This is a genomic window from Rhodosalinus sp. (assembly GCF_046542825.1).
Classification (GTDB): domain Bacteria; phylum Pseudomonadota; class Alphaproteobacteria; order Rhodobacterales; family Rhodobacteraceae; genus Rhodosalinus.
The window spans coordinates 1-15,687 of sequence record NZ_JBKHAQ010000002.1 but is presented as its reverse complement, the minus strand read 5'-3'; the positions used below and the strand labels follow the sequence as shown (position 1 = coordinate 15,687).

Sequence of the window (15,687 nt, the reverse complement as noted above, 5' to 3'; positions counted from 1 at the left end):
CGAACGCCCCCGGACCCGGATCAGCGAACCGCCGCGTGCGTCAGCCGCGCCAGTTACCAAAACCGAAGCGCTCGTAATCGCGCGCGTAGACCTCGCGCGCGCGGCGTTCCAGCCCGGCGTCGTGAATGGCGGCCAGGGTGAATGGCGCGTCAGGCGCGGCCTCCGGCGGCGGCGGCGCATGCGGCCGGCCTGCTGCGGCCGCGATCCGCGGCAGCCACTCGGCCATCTCGTCCTCGCGCAGCACGAAGTCGGGCGGCGCGAAGTCGCCCATGCCCTGAAGCGCCGCGCTCTGCGAGCACCATTCGCCGGCGATCCGCAGGTTGGTGTTGCCGGCCAGGTTGTCCTTGAGAAAGCCAAGGAACCCCTCGAACGCCGCACGGTGCCGGTCTTCGGTCCAGCCCGCGTCGGGCCAGTCGTCCGGCAGGTCGATCGCGTGGGTGCGCCGGATCACGCGGCGGACGCGGGCGAAGCTTCCCCCGCCGGTGGGCAGGATCCGGGTGCAGAAGACATGATGCGCCCGGGCCAGAGGGTGGCGCAGGACGGTCAGGCTGCGGTGACCGGGCGCCGCGCGCAGCCACTTGCGCAGCGTGCCTTGCGTGAAGTCGCGCAGCAGCGCGCCCTCCCCTGCCCCGTCGAGCCCGGCGAGCCAGGCGCGCACCTCCGCCTCGGGCCCGCCGCGCACCGGGGCATAGAGCACGCGCGCCCGCGGTGCCGCGACCCAGCCGGGGATCGCCGGGCGGCGCGGCGGCTCGAAGTTCGGCGTGCGGCCCAGGTCGAAGCGGTCGAGCCGCGCGAGGCCCTCTGCCAGCGCCTCGGGGTTGGCAAGCTTTTCGGTGACCGGCTCGGGGTTCTGCCGCTTGAGCGAGCGGTCGAGGTCATCCAGCCGTGCCGCGATGCCGAGCCAGGCGGCGAGACCGTTGATCACGCCCAGGTCCTGAAGGTCGTCGTAGCCTATGTAGAAGGCGCTCTGCCCGCTTGTCTGAAGCGCGTGCATGAGCCGGCGCTGGAAGTCCTGCAGCGCGGCGACATGGGCCTCGAATTCCACCGGGTCGAACTGCGCCAGACCCTCTTTCCGCCTGGTGACGTTGGTCAGCTTCCACTGTCCCGTCGCCTGCGCGATTTTCCACGAGACATAGCTGTCGAGCGGATTGCGGGTCAGCACGATCTTGGCGCAGCGCGGATCGCCGAGTATCTCGTCCAGCACACGCGGATCGTGGTCGTGGAAATAGCGAAAGCCCGCCAGCACGCCGGGCGCGTGCCGGATCGCGGTCAGCAGGCGCGCCGGCTCGGCGTCCCGCTCTGCCAGACCCACGCCCAGCACCTCCGACCGGTTCGGATAGCCGATGAAATGCGGGTTGAACGCCTCTCCGTGGCACTCCACGCCGTCGAGCGCGTTGAGATTGGCCTCCAGGAAATTGGAGCCCGTCCGCATCTCGGCGAAGACGACGAACCAGTCGAAGCGCGCAGCCATCGCTCAGCGCACGACGTAGGGCTTGCGCGGCGGCTGGGGTGACCGACGCGGCGCGGGCGCCCCAGCCGGGAAGTCGCCCATCAGATAGGGGTGCATCCCCTGGTTCTTCAGCTGCTGCAGGAACTGCCCGAACCCGTCGAGATCCGTCATGCGGGGCGCTTCGGACAGGCGCACGGGATGCCGGCTGCCGATCTCGGACAGGATCGTCTGCAGCGGCTCCATCGGCGCCTCGACGAATTCCGCCATGCTCCAGATCCGCACCCGCGCCTTGGTCCAGGGCGAGCGCAGCACCTTCAGTTGCTCGGCCTCGATCGCCTGCAGGCGCGCGGCCTCTGCCCGAAGCTCGCCGAAGTCGCGATTCGACTGGAAGAGTGGCAGCGCCCAGGCGCCGGTGACGACCGAAATCTGGGCGTTCGAATCCTTGGCGATGGTCCAGTTGATCTTCTGGTTGTCGCGCGGCCCGAACTGGAAGCACTGGCGCTCGCCCCGTGTGTTCCAGATCAGGTTGGTCAGGAACGCCCTGGGGTTCGCGTCGCGCAGCGCCGCGCTGTCGGACAGCGCGCCCACGACGATGTGCGCCGCTTCGGCAAACTCCGCGCGCTGTGGCGCGAAGAGGTGGCCGTGCACCCGTGCACCCGTCGTTCGCCCGAGCCAGCCCTCGAAATCCTCGAAGAGCTCCGCGAACCCCTGAAACACCGAATAGGGGCCGGCGGTGACACCGTTCTCGCGCCCCTCACGGGGAAAGCGGCTTTGCATGTAAAGGCCGGGGCGACCGCGCGTGCGCCGCTCCACCGCCTTGGCGAACAGGCGGTCGATCTTGCCCGGATTGGGCTCCGCCCGCTTCATCGCGTGCACCGGATCGGTCAGGAAAGCGTCATAGAGGCGGTCGGCGCGCGGCCAGATCTTGCGCGCCACGAAGCAGTCGGAGCGCCGCAGCAATTGCAGATGGTCGTCGTAGAAGATGTGCGGCTTGCCCTGGTAGTCGAACTTCGACAGCGTGAGCGACCGGCTCTCGATCCGGCGCGAATGGAGCCGCGCGAGTGTCTGGAAGTAGCTTTCGTCCGGGATCCAGACGCGGCGGAAGTAGCGGTCGTAGGTGTCGCGCTCCGGGTCCTGAAGGATCGCCGAGAGGGTCTGCCGCGTCAGGCACCACCACTGGCTGCCCATGTGCGGCACAAGCCCCGCCGGCAGCCGACGGCGGCGCCCCAGCTTGCGCTGCAGCTCGACGTAGCCATCGAAGAGCTTGCGCTGGCGCTTCCACGAAAAGGGAAAGGAAAGCGTGAACCGCTCTTCGTGCAACCCGCCCACGGTCCAGGGCACCTCTGACGTCGTGGCGCTTTCGATGAAATCCGTCTTCGGCCGCTCCGCGAGGTAGTCGATCAGTTCCTGGACGGGGCGCAGCGGAAGGCAGGCGCCCGAGGCGAGATAGACATGCGCAAGACCCGGAAAGCGCGCCAGCATCACCTCCGAGGCCGCCTGCGCCGCCGCGACAAGACCCCAGGTGCCCCATTCGCAGCGGAAGCGCGGCGAGAACAGGATGTGGTCGACATCCGACAGCGCCCGGGCAAAGGCGGCATGATCCGCGCGCCGCACCCTGCGGTCCACATGAATCACGACCGGGCAGCCCGCGGCGGCCCAGTGCCGCGCGACCTGTGCGGCACGGTCGAAATCCGCATGCACCAGCATGACGATGCCCAGCGGTGCGGTCATGCCCAGTTGCCCTTGGACATCAGGCCCAGGATCTCGAGCTGGCGCCAGTTGATGTATTTCTCGGACCACTTGCACCAGAGTTCCGGTGTCTCTGCCATGGCGCGGGCATAGGCCGCGTATTCGCGGCTGGAGGCATAGTGTTCGCCGCGCGCCATTTCCTCCTGCGCCTTGGCGCCGAGGGTGTCGAGAAACTTCATGTGCAACAGGATGCCGCTTGCCTTCTCTCCGCCCCACTCATCGTAGACCAGGTTCAGCCCCCGCGGGAGCAGCATGTGCGTGGAACTGACGTAGGCGTAGCGCCGGTGCCACTTGACCAGCGGCGTCTTGTTCAGCGCGGGCGCCTTGCGCGGCTCGTCGGCGAAGAACATCCGCGCCCGCGGACCGCCCTGTATCCACAGGTTGCCCAGGTCGGGGTTCTTCTGGATCGTGTAGTTGCCCGGGTCGAACCAGGACGCGATCTTCAGCGGGTCCTGACCGGGCAGGTAATGCTGGGCGTCGATCCGGCCCTTGGGATACATGTCGAGCAGCATGGCGCTGAACGACCGCACGCCGGAGCTGTCCAGCCAGTCGGTCAGCGCCCGGATCGGCCGCGTGTCGCAGAACGGATAGACCAGGAATTCGTCCGGGTCCACGACGAGGCACCAGTGCCCGTGGCCGTGCCGGCTTTGCAGCCAGTTGAGCCAGTCGATGCCATAGTGCGCGCGCTTGTAACTCGCAGCCGTGTGCCAGACCGAGACGTCGGGCTGCTCTGCCAGCATCTCGCGCGAGCCGTCGGTGCTGTCGTTGTCCACGATCAGGAAATGATCGACGCCCAGATCGCGATAATATCGCAGGAAGAAGGGCAGGCGCACACCTTCGTTCCGCTGGGTCGAGAACAGCAGGATCTGACCGGGGCGGATGCGATCCGTCCGGTCGGCGACGGCGCGCAGTTGCCCGCGCTTGACGAAGGCCCGCGCGCGCCAGCGCTTGCGTCGCCATCGCAGCTTGTAGGATTTCCACAGACCCACGCGACCCTCACCGATGCCGCGGCGCTGCGGCGCGTCGTTCTTCTAGCGCCCGCCGGTTAACGAAGGGCTGATCCTGCCCCGCCTGCCTGCTCGGCCTTTCCGGCTCGTTCCGCGCGGAAGATAGGCCAAGGCGACGTTGCGGTAAACTGCCCACTGGCTCAGACCCAATCGCCGCGCGACATCAACCCCAGCGCGACCAGCTGGTGCCAGCCGGTGAACCGGGTGGAGGCCGCGCACCACAGGTCGGGATCGTCGAGCAGGCTGTCGTAATAGGCGCGATAGTTGTCGGCGACCTCGAAATGCTCGCCCCGCTCCTTCTCCTCTGCGCTCTTTTCGACGATCGTGTTCAGGAACTTGGTGTGCAGCAGCACGCCGGACAAAAGCTCTCCCCCATCCTCGGCATAGACCGCGTTGAGCCTGCGGGGCAGGATCTGATGCGTCGAGGTGTTGTAGACGTAGCGCCGGTTCCAGCGCACGAGAGGCACCTTGTTGAGCGTGGGCGCCCGCCGCGGCCGGTCGGCGAAGAACATCCGCGCGCGCACCCCGCCCCGGATCCAGAGATTGCGCAGCTTCGGCTGCCGCTCGATGAAGTAGTTGCCCGCATCGAACCAGGCGAGCGTCTCGAAGGGGTCCGCCCCCGCGGCATATGGCTGCGCGCCCGGCGGTCCCTTGGGATACATGTCGAGCATCAGCGCGCCGAGGCTTTCGCGCCCCTCGCGCTCGAGCCATTCGGTCAGCGCAGGCAACGGCCGGGTATCGTGGTGCGGATAGATCAGGATCTCGTCGGCATCCAGCGTCAGGCACCAGTGCCCGTGCCCGTGCCGGATCTGCAGCCAGGTCAGCCAGTCCATGCCAAAGCGCGAGAGCTTGTAGCTGTGCCCGGTGCGCCAGAGCGACACGTCGGGCTGGTCGGCCAGCCATTCGCGCGTGCCGTCGTCACTGTCATTGTCCACGATCAGGAAATGATCGACGCCCAACCGCCTGTGGTGGTCCAGGAAGAACGGCAAGCGCAGCGCCTCGTTGCGCACGGTGGCGAAGGCCAGGATGGCGCCGGGCCGTATCGTGGCGGTGCGGGTCGCGACCGGGCGCAGCTGCCGGCGCTTGCGCAAGGCGCGGAAGAGCAGGCGCCGCCGCTTCCAGCGCAATCTGTAGGCGAGCCAGAGTTCCCGCGGCTCCTCCAAACGCGTCTCCCCTCAGCGGCCGTAGCCCCCCGTCCGGTGCCACCGCCACGCGTCGCCGATCATCTCTGCCAGCGTCGAGCGCGCGGGCGACCAGCCCAGGTCGCGCCCGGCACGATCCGAGCCCGAGACAAGGCGCGTGCAGTCGCCTGCCCGTCGCGGCCCCTCTTCCACCGGCACCGCCCGGTTGGTGGTGCGCCGCGCGGCCTCGATCACCTCGCGCACCGAAAAACCGTGCCCGGTGCCAAGATTGAAGACACGCGGCTCTCCGCCCTGCTCCAGCCATTTCAGCCCGCGGACATGCGCATCGACAAGGTCCGAGACATGCACATAGTCGCGGATGCAGGTGCCGTCCGGCGTGGGATAGTCGGTCCCGTGAATGGTCAGCGCGGGTCGCTGGCCGTCGATCGCCTGCAGCACCAGCGGGATCAGGTGCGTTTCAGGCTCGTGATGCTCGCCGACCTCGGCCTCGGGGTCGGCGCCGGCCACGTTGAAATATCGGAAGATCACGCTCCGCAGCCCGTGCGCCGCCTGCATGTCGCGCAGCATGTCCTCGACCGCGCGCTTCGAGGCGCCATAGGCGTTGAGCGGCGCCTGCGCGCAGTCCTCGTCCAGCGTCACGCCGTCCTGCTCGCCATAGGTCGCGCATGTCGAAGAAAAGACGAAGTTCAGGCACCCCGCCTCGACCGCCGCCTCGGCAAGGTTGAGCGATCCGCAGAGGTTGTTGCGCCAGTAGCGCGGGGGTTCCCGCATCGCCTCGCCCACCTGGCTCAGCGCGGCGAAATGCATGACCGCCGCGGGGCGATGGCGCGCAAAGGCCGCGGCAAGCCTGTCCCGGTCGAGCAGGTCGCCCTCTTCGAACGGCCCGAAGCGGACGGCCTCCGCCCATCCGGTGGACAGGTTGTCGTAGGTGACAGGCGTGTAGCCCGCATTTGCAAGCGCCTTGCAGGCATGCGACCCGATGTAGCCGGCACCGCCGGTGACAAGAACAACCGTCATGATCGCGCGGCGCCTACTGCGCCGCCTTTTCGACCGAGATGAGCTCCTTCAGGTAGCCCATCAGGTCGGCGCGCAGTTCGTCGCGGGCCAGCGCGAAGGCCACGGTCGCCTGCAGGTAGCCGGATTTCGATCCGCAATCGAACCGCTGACCCCGGAAACGGTAGCCATAAACACCACGCTCCTGCGCGATTTCCCCCGCGATCGCGTCGGTCAACTGAATCTCGCCGCCGGAGCCGGATTTCATCTTGCTGAGATTCTGCAAGACTCCGGGGGTAAGGATGTAGCGGCCGATCACCGCAAGGTTGGACGGTGCCGCCTCCGGCTCGGGCTTTTCCACCATGCCGCGCACTTTCACGAGCGCGCCCATGTCCTCCTCGAGGTCGAGCACGCCGTAGGCCTTGATGCGGTCCTTCGGCACCTCCATCGCGGCCACCATGTTGCCGCCGACCTCCTCGTAGGCCTCCACCATCTGCTGCAGACAGGGCGTTTCCGACGCGATGACGTCGTCCGGCAGGATGACGGCGAAGGGCTCGTCGTTGGCAATCAGTCGCCGCGCGCACCAGACGGCATGGCCCAGACCAAGGGGCTTGTGCTGCCGCATGTAGGCGATCGCGCCCGACTCCATGTTCGTCGACTTCAGGAGGTCGAGCAGGTCGTTCTTGCCCTTCTTGCGCAGTTCCGCCTCGAGTTGCGGTGCATTGTCGAAATAATCCTCGAGCGCGCCCTTGCCGCGCGAGGTGACGAAGATGAACTCCTTGATCCCGGCCGCCCGCGCCTCGTCGATGGCGTACTGGATCAGCGGCCGGTCCACGAGCGTCATGATTTCCTTGGGGATCGACTTCGTCGCCGGAAGAAAGCGTGTGCCCAGCCCGGCAACTGGGAAGATGGCTTTCGTTACCTTGTTATGCATGTCGCTCGCCTCGTCATTTCCGCGCACCGGGTCCCCGCCGCGCCATTTCCTTGCCCTTGCGCCCCCGCAGCCGCCCGTGTTCCGCCCGCAGACCGGGGCGGAAAGGCGGCGGGCCTATGGCTCCACCAGTTCGACACCGGGGGCATGAGCGATGAAAAAGGGATTCGCAAACCCCGGCTTTCCATAAATCAGCGGCATGTGGTCATCGAAGCGTATCACGGTTCCGCCGGCGCCTGCGAGCACGGCGTGACCCGCAGCCGTGTCCCATTCCATCGTGCGGCCCAGCCGCGGATAAAGATCCGCCTCGCCGCTCGCCACGAGGCAGAACTTCAGCGACGAGCCGGCGCTCTTCATGTCAGCGACGTGATACCGCGCGATATAGGCGTCCGTTTCGGCGTCGCGGTGCGATTTCGAGGCAACGACCCGCAGCGCGTTTCCGTCCGGCTCGGCCACCGACAACCCGCGCAGCGGCCCCGGCGCGTCCGGCGCGAGCGCACCCTCCTCCTCGACCGCGCGCCCCGTCGCGGTCGTGTAGAACAGCCGCCCTTTCGCCGGCGCATAGACCACGCCACGCACCGGCAGGCCGCTTTCGACATAGGCGATGTTCACGGTGAAATCGCCGCGGCGCTGCACGAACTCCTTCGTGCCGTCGAGCGGGTCGACGATCAGGAACGTGTCTGCCCTCTGATCGTGCGTCGCGGCCTGTTCCTCGGTGACGAGCGGGACATCGGGAAACACCTCCCGCAGTCCGGCGGAAATCAGCGCATCGGCCGCCTCGTCCGCAGCGGTCACCGGGCTGTCGTCGCACTTCGAGCGCAGCTCGATGTCGGGCGCCTCGTAGATTTCCATGATCCGCGCCCCTGCCTCGAGCGCGAGCCGGCGCATCACCTCGCTGAGCCGGTCATGGTCCAATCCGTCGCTCCGATCGGCGCAGGCGTCCGCAGGGGACGCCGATTGCAAAATCAACCTGCGCCCCTTATGCTCCAGCGTAAACGGGACGGCAAGATTCCGGGCGCATATTTCCGGGGGCGCAGGCAGGCCGGGCTCATGTTTCAGCAATCCGACACACGCGGCAGGGGCAACTCGGCCGTCACGCTCCTGGAACTGGTGTATCACGGGATCGTCCGCAGTGTGCGCAAGGCGCATGGCAACCCGCTGATGTCGATCCTGGTGAACGTGCTGCAGACGGTCGTCTTCGTTCTGGCCTTCTATTTCATGTTCACGGTGCTGGGGCTGCGCGGAATGAAGGTTCGGGGCGATTTCCTGATCTTCATCATGACGGGCATCTTCCTCTTCATGACGCATGTGAAGGCGCTTGGCGCCGTCCTGGGCTCGGAGGGACCGGCCTCGCCCATGATGCAGCATGCACCGATGAACACGGCCGTCGCCATCCTGTCGGCCGCGCTGGGCTCGCTCTACATCCAGCTTCTTTCCGCCTTCCTGGTGCTCTTCGTCTACCACGTCGCCTTCACCCCGGTGGAGCTGCATGATCCCGTGGGCGTGCTGGGCATGTTCCTGCTGGCGTGGTTCACCGGCGCCGCCATCGGCCTTGTCCTGCTGGCGCTCAAGCCCTGGCTCCCGACCTTCGTGTCGATCTTCGCCATGGTCTACCAGCGCGCGAACATGATCGCCTCGGGCAAGATGTTCGTGGCGAACATGATGCCCGGCTACATGCTGGTGATGTTCGACTGGAACCCGCTGTTTCACGCGATCGACCAGTCCCGCGGCTTCGCCTTTGCCAACTACTTCCCGCGCAACAGTTCGATCGAATATCCCCTGACCGTGGGGTTGGTGCTGGTCATGATCGGCCTGATGGGCGAGTATTTCACCCGCAAGCATGCCTCGGCCAGCTGGTACGCCCGGCACTGAGGCGCACGATGGGAGATGCCCGCCATGCTTCGTCTGACTGCCCTTCTGCTTCTCCTGCCGACGCTGGCGGCGGCGCAGGAGCTGCCGGCGCTGCACGACGTCACGGGCGTGGCGTCAGACGACGTGCTCAACCTGCGCGAAGGCCCCTCTGCCGGGGATAGGATCATCGGCACGCTCGCGCCCGATGCGGAGAACGTCGAGGTCACCGCGCTGAACGACGACGGCAGCTGGGGCCGCGTGAACACGCAGGAACGCTCCGGCTGGGCCTCGATGCGTTTCCTCGCCCGTCAAGCCGGACAGGACGCCGACACGCTGCCCGTGCCGATGCGCTGTTTCGGGACCGAGCCGTTCTGGTCGCTGGACGTGACCGCGTCGGGCCTCACCTTCGAAGGGGTCGACCTGGACCCTGTCGAGACTTCGCTGGCCGCACGCAGCACGGTGCGCGGCATCCGCGGCCGCCACGGATTCGCCGGCTGGGGCGCGCAGGAGACCGCGGGGATGCACGGCATCGTCCGGCGGGAGGCGTGCAGCGACGGGATGTCCGACCGGCACTATGGCCTGTCGCTCGACCTGCTGGTGTCCATGGACGGCGAGCTTTCGCAATACGCTGGATGCTGCTCGCTAGCCCCCTAGCCCCCTAGCTCAGTCCACCACCCGCAGCGTCAGGTTGATCCGCCCGCCCTGCTGCAGCAGGCTGGACGAGCCGTGGCGGATCCGGTCGATGCCGTGAAACGCCAGCCGGCTTTCCCCCTCCAGCACCGCCACATCGCCCGAGCGCAGCCAGACCGAAGCGGTGCGCCCGCCGCGCTCCGTTCCGCCCACGCGAAACAGCGCCGCGTCCCCCAGCGAAACCGACACGACGGGCCAGGCGAAGTCCGCCTCGTCCCGGTCCTGGTGCAGGCCCATGCGGGCGCCCTCGCCATACCAGTTGACAAGGCAGCAGTCGGGCGCGCGGTCAAGCCCGGTGACCGCGCGCCAGACGGCCAGCACCTCGTCAGGGATCGGCGGCCAGGGCACGCCCGAGGGATGCCGCGGCTCGTAGCGATAGCCGCGCCGGTCGGACACCCAGCCGTAGCGTCCCGCCGCGGTCATCCGCACCGACATCGGCTTGCCGCGCGGCGTTTCGGGACGGAAGAAGGGCGCCTCGCGCGCAACGTCGCGCAACCGCGCGACCAGCGCCGCCTGTTCGTCCGCGTCAAGCCATCCGGGCAGCACCCGCACACCGCGAATGTCCAGTGCCGCGTCATGCGTCCCCGATGTTCCGCCCATGCCATTCTCCTGTCAGGATATTGACCCCATTCCGTCTGCCGGGCGCGCTTGCAGGCCCCAGACCCCCTCCCTATATAGCCGCCAGACGCACGGCAGGCAGCGCCGGCCGCGCGGATCGGGGCGCAGACGCCGCAACGGGTCTCGCGCCTCGGCGTATCGCCTGAACGATGAAAGGGATCGGAAACCATGGGTAAAGTGATCGGGATCGACCTCGGCACCACGAACAGCTGCGTCGCGATCATGGACGGCGCGCAGCCGCGGGTCGTCGAGAACGCGGAGGGCGCGCGCACCACGCCCTCGATCGTCGCCTTCACCGACGATGAGCGCCTTGTCGGCCAGTCCGCCAAGCGGCAGGCCGTGACCAACCCGGAGAACACCATCTTCGGCGTCAAGCGCCTGATCGGGCGCCGCCTGTCGGACGAGGATCTCGCCCGGGACAAGAAGAACCTCCCCTTCACCGTGGTCGATGGCGGCCAGGGCGACGCATGGGTCGAGGCGAAGGGCGAGAAGTATTCCCCCAGCCAGATTTCCGCCTTCATCCTGCAGAAGATGAAGGAAACCGCCGAGAACTACCTCGGCGAAGAGGTGACGCAGGCCGTCATCACCGTGCCGGCCTACTTCAACGACGCGCAGCGTCAGGCCACCAAGGACGCGGGCAAGATCGCGGGGCTCGAGGTGCTGCGCATCATCAACGAGCCCACGGCGGCCGCGCTGGCCTATGGCCTCGACAAGAAGGAAACGAAGACGATCGCGGTCTACGACCTCGGCGGCGGCACCTTCGACGTCACGATCCTCGAGATCGACGATGGCCTCTTCGAGGTGAAGTCCACCAACGGGGACACCTTCCTTGGCGGTGAAGACTTCGACATGCGGATCGTCAACTACCTGGCCGACGAGTTCAAGAAAGAGCACGGCGTCGATCTGACCAAGGACAAGATGGCGCTGCAGCGGCTCAAGGAAGCCGCCGAGAAGGCCAAGATCGAACTCTCCAGCGCCACGCAGACCGAGATCAACCAGCCCTTCATCTCGATGGACAAGGCCACCGGTCAGCCGCTGCACATGGTGATGAAGCTCACCCGTGCGAAGCTGGAAAGCCTGGTGGGCGACCTGATCAGGAACTCGCTCGAACCCTGCAAGGCCGCGCTCAAGGACGCCGGCCTGACGAAGGACGACATCGACGAGGTCGTGCTGGTCGGCGGTCAGACCCGGATGCCCAAGGTGATCGAGGAGGTCACCAAGTTCTTCGGCAAGGAGCCGCACAAGGGCGTGAACCCCGACGAGGTGGTGGCGCTGGGTGCGGCGATCCAGGCCGGCGTGCTGCAGGGCGATGTCAAGGATGTCGTGCTGCTGGACGTGACGCCCCTGAGCCTCGGGATCGAGACGCTGGGCGGCGTGTTCACCCGGCTGATCGACCGCAACACCACGATCCCGACCAAGAAGTCGCAGATCTTTTCGACCGCCGAGGACAACCAGGGCGCCGTGACGATCCGGGTCTTCCAGGGCGAGCGCGAGATGGCGGCCGACAACAAGCTGCTGGGCCAGTTCAACCTGGAAAACATCCCGCCCGCCCCGCGCGGCATGCCGCAGATCGAGGTGACCTTCGACATCGACGCCAACGGCATCGTCAATGTCTCGGCCAAGGACAAGGGCACCGGCAAGGAACAGAAGATCACGATCCAGGCCTCCGGCGGCCTCTCCGAGGACGAGATCGAGAAGATGGTCAAGGATGCCGAGGCCAACGCCGAGGCGGACAAGGCGCGCCGCGATCTGGTCGAGGCCCGCAACCAGGCCGAAAGCCTGATCCACACGACCGAGAAATCGGTCGAGGAGCATGGCGACAAGGTCGACCCGGCAACGGTCGAGGCGATCGAACTGGCCGTCTCCGCGCTGCGTGACGACCTCGACAAGGAGGATGTGAGCGCCGAAAAGATCCGCTCGGGCATCCAGAATGTCACCGAGGCGTCGATGAAGCTGGGCGAGGCGATCTACAAGGCAAGCCAGGAAGAGCCAACGGCCTCCGACGCCGGCGAAGGCGAGGCAACCGCCGGCAAGGGCGACGACGACGACATCGTCGATGCCGACTTCGAGGACCTCGACGACAACAAGCGCGCCTGAGCGCGGTAAGCTGACGGTTCGCGAGGGGGCCGGTCCGGACACCGGGCCGGCCCCGTCGGTTCCGAGCACGGGGATTTGCGGATGGCGAAGAGGGACTATTACGAGGTTCTGGGCGTGGCGCGCGGCGCCTCTGCGGATGAGATCAAGAAGGCGTACCGCAAGAAGGCCAAGGAGCTTCACCCGGACCGCAACAAGGACGACCCCGAGGCCGAGACCCAGTTCAAGGAGGTCAACGAGGCCTACGATGCGCTCAAGGACCCGGAGCGCAAGGCAGCCTACGACCGGTTCGGCCACGCCGCCTTCGAGGGCGGCATGGGCGGCGGCGCGGGCGCGCGACCCGGTGGCTTCGGGCCCGGACAGGGCGATTTCGCCTCCGCCTTCTCGGACGTGTTCGACGATCTCTTCGGCGACTTCATGGGCGGCCGCGGCGGGGCCGGTGCGCGGCAACGTGCGGCGCGGGGCGCCGACCTGCGCTACAACCTGCGCGTCACTCTGGAAGAGGCCTATACAGGCCTGCAGAAGACGATCACCGTGCGCGGCTCCGTCGCCTGCCCCTCGTGCGAGGGCACCGGCGCCGAGGGCGGCGCCGAACCCGTGAGTTGCCCCACCTGCTCCGGCATGGGCAAGGTTCGCGCGCAGCAGGGCTTCTTCACGGTCGAGCGGACCTGCCCCACCTGCGGCGGGCTGGGCCAGATCATCAAGAACCCCTGCACCGCCTGCGCGGGCTCCGGCCGGGTGGAGCGGGAACGCGCGCTGTCCGTCAACATCCCCGCGGGAGTCGAGACCGGCACGCGCATCCGCCTTGCGGGCGAGGGCGATGCCGGCATGCGCGGCGGGCCGCCAGGCGATTTGTACATCTTCATCGAGGTCAGCCCGCACCACATCTTCGAGCGGGACGGCACCGAACTGCACTGCCGCGTGCCGGTCTCGATGCCGACCGCGGCGCTGGGCGGCGACATCGAGGTGCCTACCATAGACGGGGGCCGGAGCCGGGTGAAGATACCCGCCGGCAGCCAGTCTGGCCGGCAGATGCGCCTGCGCGGCAAGGGGATGCCGGCGCTGCGCGGCGGCGGGCATGGCGACATGTTCATCGAGCTTGCCGTCGAGACGCCGGTGAACCTGACCTCGCGGCAGAAGGAGCTGCTGCGCGAGTTCGAGGCGCTGAGCGAGGACAACAACCCCGAGAGCAAGAGCTTCTTCTCCTCGGTGAAGAGCTTCTGGGACAACATGAAGGGCTGACGCGCCCCGCGCGCCGGCCCGCCGAAAGGAGGCGCCATGCGACCCGCCAGCGAGGCCCTGATCGTCATCGACGTGCAGAACGATTTCTGCCCCGGCGGTGCGCTGCCGGTGCCCGAGGGCGACGTGATCGTGCCGGGCATCAACGCGCTGATGCGCGAGTTTCCGGCAGTCATCCTGACACAGGACTGGCACCCGGCGCGGCATTCCAGCTTCGCCTCAGAGCATCCCGGCGCGGCACCGATGCAGACGGTCGAGTTGCCCTACGGCACCCAGATCCTGTGGCCGGATCACTGCGTGCAGGGCACGAAAGGCGCGGCCTTCCACCCCGATCTCGAAACCGACCGCGCCGACCTGATCCTGCGCAAGGGCTTCCGCCGGGACATCGACAGCTATTCCGCCTTCTTCGAGAACGACCGGCAGACGCCCACGGGCCTCGAGGGCTACCTGCGCACCCGCGGGCTGACCCGCCTCACGATGGTGGGCCTTGCCACCGACGTCTGCGTCAACTTCTCGGCGCAGGACGCCGCGCGCCTTGGCTTCGAGGTGGAGCTGCACACGGAGCTTGCGCGCGGGATCGACCACGAAGGCTCGCTCGCGAAGGCGCTGGCCGAGATGCGCGAGATGGGTGTCGAGGTGCGCTGAGCCGCCCCTTGCCCTTCCCCCGCGGGCTTTGCTCTAACGCGAAGGCAACAGGAGAGCCCGCATGGTCGACATCGCCACCCGCGTCTACAACCACAAGTGGAAGATCGACCCCATCGTGCGGTCGCTCATCGACACCGATTTCTACAAGCTGCTGATGTGCCAGTCGGTGTTCCGCAACAAGCCCGACACCACGGTCACCTTTTCCCTCATCAACCGCAGCACGCACATTCCGCTCGCCCGCCTGATCGACGAGGGCGAGTTGCGCGAACAGCTCGACCATATCCGCACCCTGCGCCTCAGCCGCGGCGAGAGCACCTGGCTGCGCGGCAACATGTTCTACGGCAAGCGGCAGATGTTCCGCCCCGACTTCATGGAGTGGTTCGAGAACCTGCAACTGCCGCCCTACCACCTGGAGCGCGTGGGCGATCAGTACGAACTGACCTTCGAGGGCAAGTGGCCCGAGGTCATGCTGTGGGAGATCCCGGCGCTGGCCGTGCTGATGGAGCTTCGCGGCCGCGCCGTGCTGGCCCCCATGGGCCGCTTCGAACTGCAGGTGCTCTATGCCCGCGCCATGACCAAGCTGTGGGAAAAGATCGAGCGCCTGCGCCCGCACGAGGGCCTGCGCATCGCGGATTTCGGCACGCGGCGGCGGCACAGCTTCCTCTGGCAGGACTGGTGCGTGCAGGCGATGATGGAGGGGCTGGGCAACCGCTTCGTCGGCACCTCGAACTGCCTGATCGCCAAGCGGCAGGAGGTCGAGGCGATCGGCACCAACGCGCACGAACTGCCGATGGTCTACGCCGCGCTGGCCGACACCGACGAGGAGCTGGCGCGCGCCCCCTACGAGGTGCTGTCGGACTGGCACGAGGAGCACGACGGCAACCTGCGCATCATCCTGCCCGACACCTTCGGGTCAGAGGCCTTCTTCCGCAACGCGCCCGACTGGCTGACCGGCTGGACGGGCGTGCGCGTGGATTCGGGCGACCCGGCCGAGGGGGCAGAGATCGCGATCCGCTGGTGGGAAAGCCGGGGAGAGGATCCGCGGAAGAAGCTGATCATCTTCTCCGACGGGCTGGACGACGACGTGATCCTCGACCTCTACCAGCGGTTCCGGGGGCGCGTCCGGGTGAGCTTTGGCTGGGGCACGCTGCTGACCAACGACTTCCGCGGACTGGTGGAGGGCGACCGGCTGGCCCCCTTCAGCCTGGTCTGCAAGGCCTCCGCCGCGAACGGCCGGCCGACCGTCAAGCTCTCCGACAACCCGGAAAAGGCGATGGG

The 15,687-nt window shown here is 67.5% G+C and carries 14 protein-coding genes; 6 read left to right on the top strand and 8 right to left on the bottom strand.

Features of this window, described 5'->3' with window-relative positions; all coding sequences use genetic code 11:
• Window positions 1-40: 40 nt before the first annotated feature.
• From ACLFOB_RS00530 to cysQ, 7 genes are all read right to left on the bottom strand, one after another.
• Window positions 41-1,471 (bottom strand): nodulation protein NodH, encoded by a 1,431-nt coding sequence (locus ACLFOB_RS00530; protein ID WP_410924300.1) that lies wholly within the window; start codon window positions 1,469-1,471, stop codon window positions 41-43.
• A gap of 3 nt (window positions 1,472-1,474) precedes the next feature.
• Window positions 1,475-3,181, bottom strand: coding sequence for a beta-1,6-N-acetylglucosaminyltransferase (locus ACLFOB_RS00525; RefSeq protein ID WP_410924298.1), 1,707 nt, complete (start codon window positions 3,179-3,181; stop codon window positions 1,475-1,477).
• Window positions 3,178-4,164, bottom strand: a complete 987-nt coding sequence (locus tag ACLFOB_RS00520; RefSeq protein WP_410924370.1) for a glycosyltransferase family 2 protein — start codon at window positions 4,162-4,164, stop codon at window positions 3,178-3,180. Before ACLFOB_RS00520 ends, ACLFOB_RS00525 begins: the two co-directional genes overlap by 4 nt.
• 182 nt (window positions 4,165-4,346) lie before the next feature.
• Window positions 4,347-5,369, bottom strand: a complete 1,023-nt coding sequence (locus tag ACLFOB_RS00515) for a glycosyltransferase family 2 protein (RefSeq protein WP_410924297.1) — start codon at window positions 5,367-5,369, stop codon at window positions 4,347-4,349.
• Window positions 5,370-5,381: 12 nt separating this feature from the next.
• A complete protein-coding gene (gene galE, locus ACLFOB_RS00510; protein WP_410924295.1) occupies window positions 5,382-6,365 on the bottom strand; it encodes a UDP-glucose 4-epimerase GalE in 984 nt (327 codons plus the stop codon).
• A gap of 13 nt (window positions 6,366-6,378) precedes the next feature.
• On the bottom strand, window positions 6,379-7,275 hold the full coding sequence (gene galU, locus ACLFOB_RS00505) for a UTP--glucose-1-phosphate uridylyltransferase GalU (RefSeq protein ID WP_410924294.1): 897 nt from the start codon (window positions 7,273-7,275) through the stop codon (window positions 6,379-6,381).
• 114 nt (window positions 7,276-7,389) lie between these two features.
• Window positions 7,390-8,187 (bottom strand): 3'(2'),5'-bisphosphate nucleotidase CysQ, encoded by a 798-nt coding sequence (cysQ, locus tag ACLFOB_RS00500; RefSeq protein ID WP_410916945.1) that lies wholly within the window; start codon window positions 8,185-8,187, stop codon window positions 7,390-7,392.
• Window positions 8,188-8,322: 135 nt separating this feature from the next.
• Here cysQ and ACLFOB_RS00495 point away from each other — a divergent pair, with 135 nt between their 5' ends.
• Together ACLFOB_RS00495 and ACLFOB_RS00490 are read left to right on the top strand one after the other, a co-directional pair.
• Complete coding sequence (locus ACLFOB_RS00495; RefSeq protein WP_410916946.1) at window positions 8,323-9,144, top strand: ABC transporter permease; 822 nt, start codon at window positions 8,323-8,325, stop codon at window positions 9,142-9,144.
• 24 nt (window positions 9,145-9,168) lie between these two features.
• Window positions 9,169-9,777, top strand: coding sequence for a COG3650 family protein (locus ACLFOB_RS00490; protein WP_410916947.1), 609 nt, complete (start codon window positions 9,169-9,171; stop codon window positions 9,775-9,777).
• Between the two features lie 9 nt (window positions 9,778-9,786).
• Here the strand turns inward: ACLFOB_RS00490 and ACLFOB_RS00485 are convergent, their stop codons facing one another.
• Window positions 9,787-10,413, bottom strand: a complete 627-nt coding sequence (locus tag ACLFOB_RS00485) for an alpha-ketoglutarate-dependent dioxygenase AlkB family protein (protein ID WP_410916948.1) — start codon at window positions 10,411-10,413, stop codon at window positions 9,787-9,789.
• Window positions 10,414-10,599: 186 nt separating this feature from the next.
• On the opposite strand from ACLFOB_RS00485, the gene dnaK reads away from it, so the two are divergent.
• The 4 genes from dnaK to pncB form a co-directional block, all read left to right on the top strand.
• Complete coding sequence (dnaK, locus tag ACLFOB_RS00480; protein ID WP_410916949.1) at window positions 10,600-12,528, top strand: molecular chaperone DnaK; 1,929 nt, start codon at window positions 10,600-10,602, stop codon at window positions 12,526-12,528.
• 81 nt (window positions 12,529-12,609) lie between these two features.
• A complete protein-coding gene (dnaJ, locus tag ACLFOB_RS00475; RefSeq protein WP_410916951.1) occupies window positions 12,610-13,767 on the top strand; it encodes a molecular chaperone DnaJ in 1,158 nt (385 codons plus the stop codon).
• A 36-nt stretch (window positions 13,768-13,803) separates the two neighbouring features.
• Complete coding sequence (pncA, locus tag ACLFOB_RS00470) at window positions 13,804-14,409, top strand: bifunctional nicotinamidase/pyrazinamidase (protein WP_410924292.1); 606 nt, start codon at window positions 13,804-13,806, stop codon at window positions 14,407-14,409.
• 61 nt (window positions 14,410-14,470) lie between these two features.
• On the top strand, window positions 14,471-15,687 hold a 1,217-nt coding region (gene pncB / locus ACLFOB_RS00465), incomplete at its 3' end, for a nicotinate phosphoribosyltransferase (RefSeq protein WP_410924290.1).

Coding starts and splice junctions, on each gene's coding strand:
- dnaK (WP_410916949.1), top strand. CDS start 10,600: ATGGGTAAAGTGATCGGGATCGACCTCGGCACCACGAACAGCTGCGTC.
- dnaJ (WP_410916951.1), top strand. CDS start 12,610: ATGGCGAAGAGGGACTATTACGAGGTTCTGGGCGTGGCGCGCGGCGCC.
- galE (WP_410924295.1), bottom strand. CDS start 6,365: ATGACGGTTGTTCTTGTCACCGGCGGTGCCGGCTACATCGGGTCGCAT.
- pncA (WP_410924292.1), top strand. CDS start 13,804: ATGCGACCCGCCAGCGAGGCCCTGATCGTCATCGACGTGCAGAACGAT.
- ACLFOB_RS00490 (WP_410916947.1), top strand. CDS start 9,169: ATGCTTCGTCTGACTGCCCTTCTGCTTCTCCTGCCGACGCTGGCGGCG.
- ACLFOB_RS00530 (WP_410924300.1), bottom strand. CDS start 1,471: ATGGCTGCGCGCTTCGACTGGTTCGTCGTCTTCGCCGAGATGCGGACG.
- galU (WP_410924294.1), bottom strand. CDS start 7,275: ATGCATAACAAGGTAACGAAAGCCATCTTCCCAGTTGCCGGGCTGGGC.
- ACLFOB_RS00485 (WP_410916948.1), bottom strand. CDS start 10,413: ATGGGCGGAACATCGGGGACGCATGACGCGGCACTGGACATTCGCGGT.
- ACLFOB_RS00525 (WP_410924298.1), bottom strand. CDS start 3,181: ATGACCGCACCGCTGGGCATCGTCATGCTGGTGCATGCGGATTTCGAC.
- ACLFOB_RS00495 (WP_410916946.1), top strand. CDS start 8,323: ATGTTTCAGCAATCCGACACACGCGGCAGGGGCAACTCGGCCGTCACG.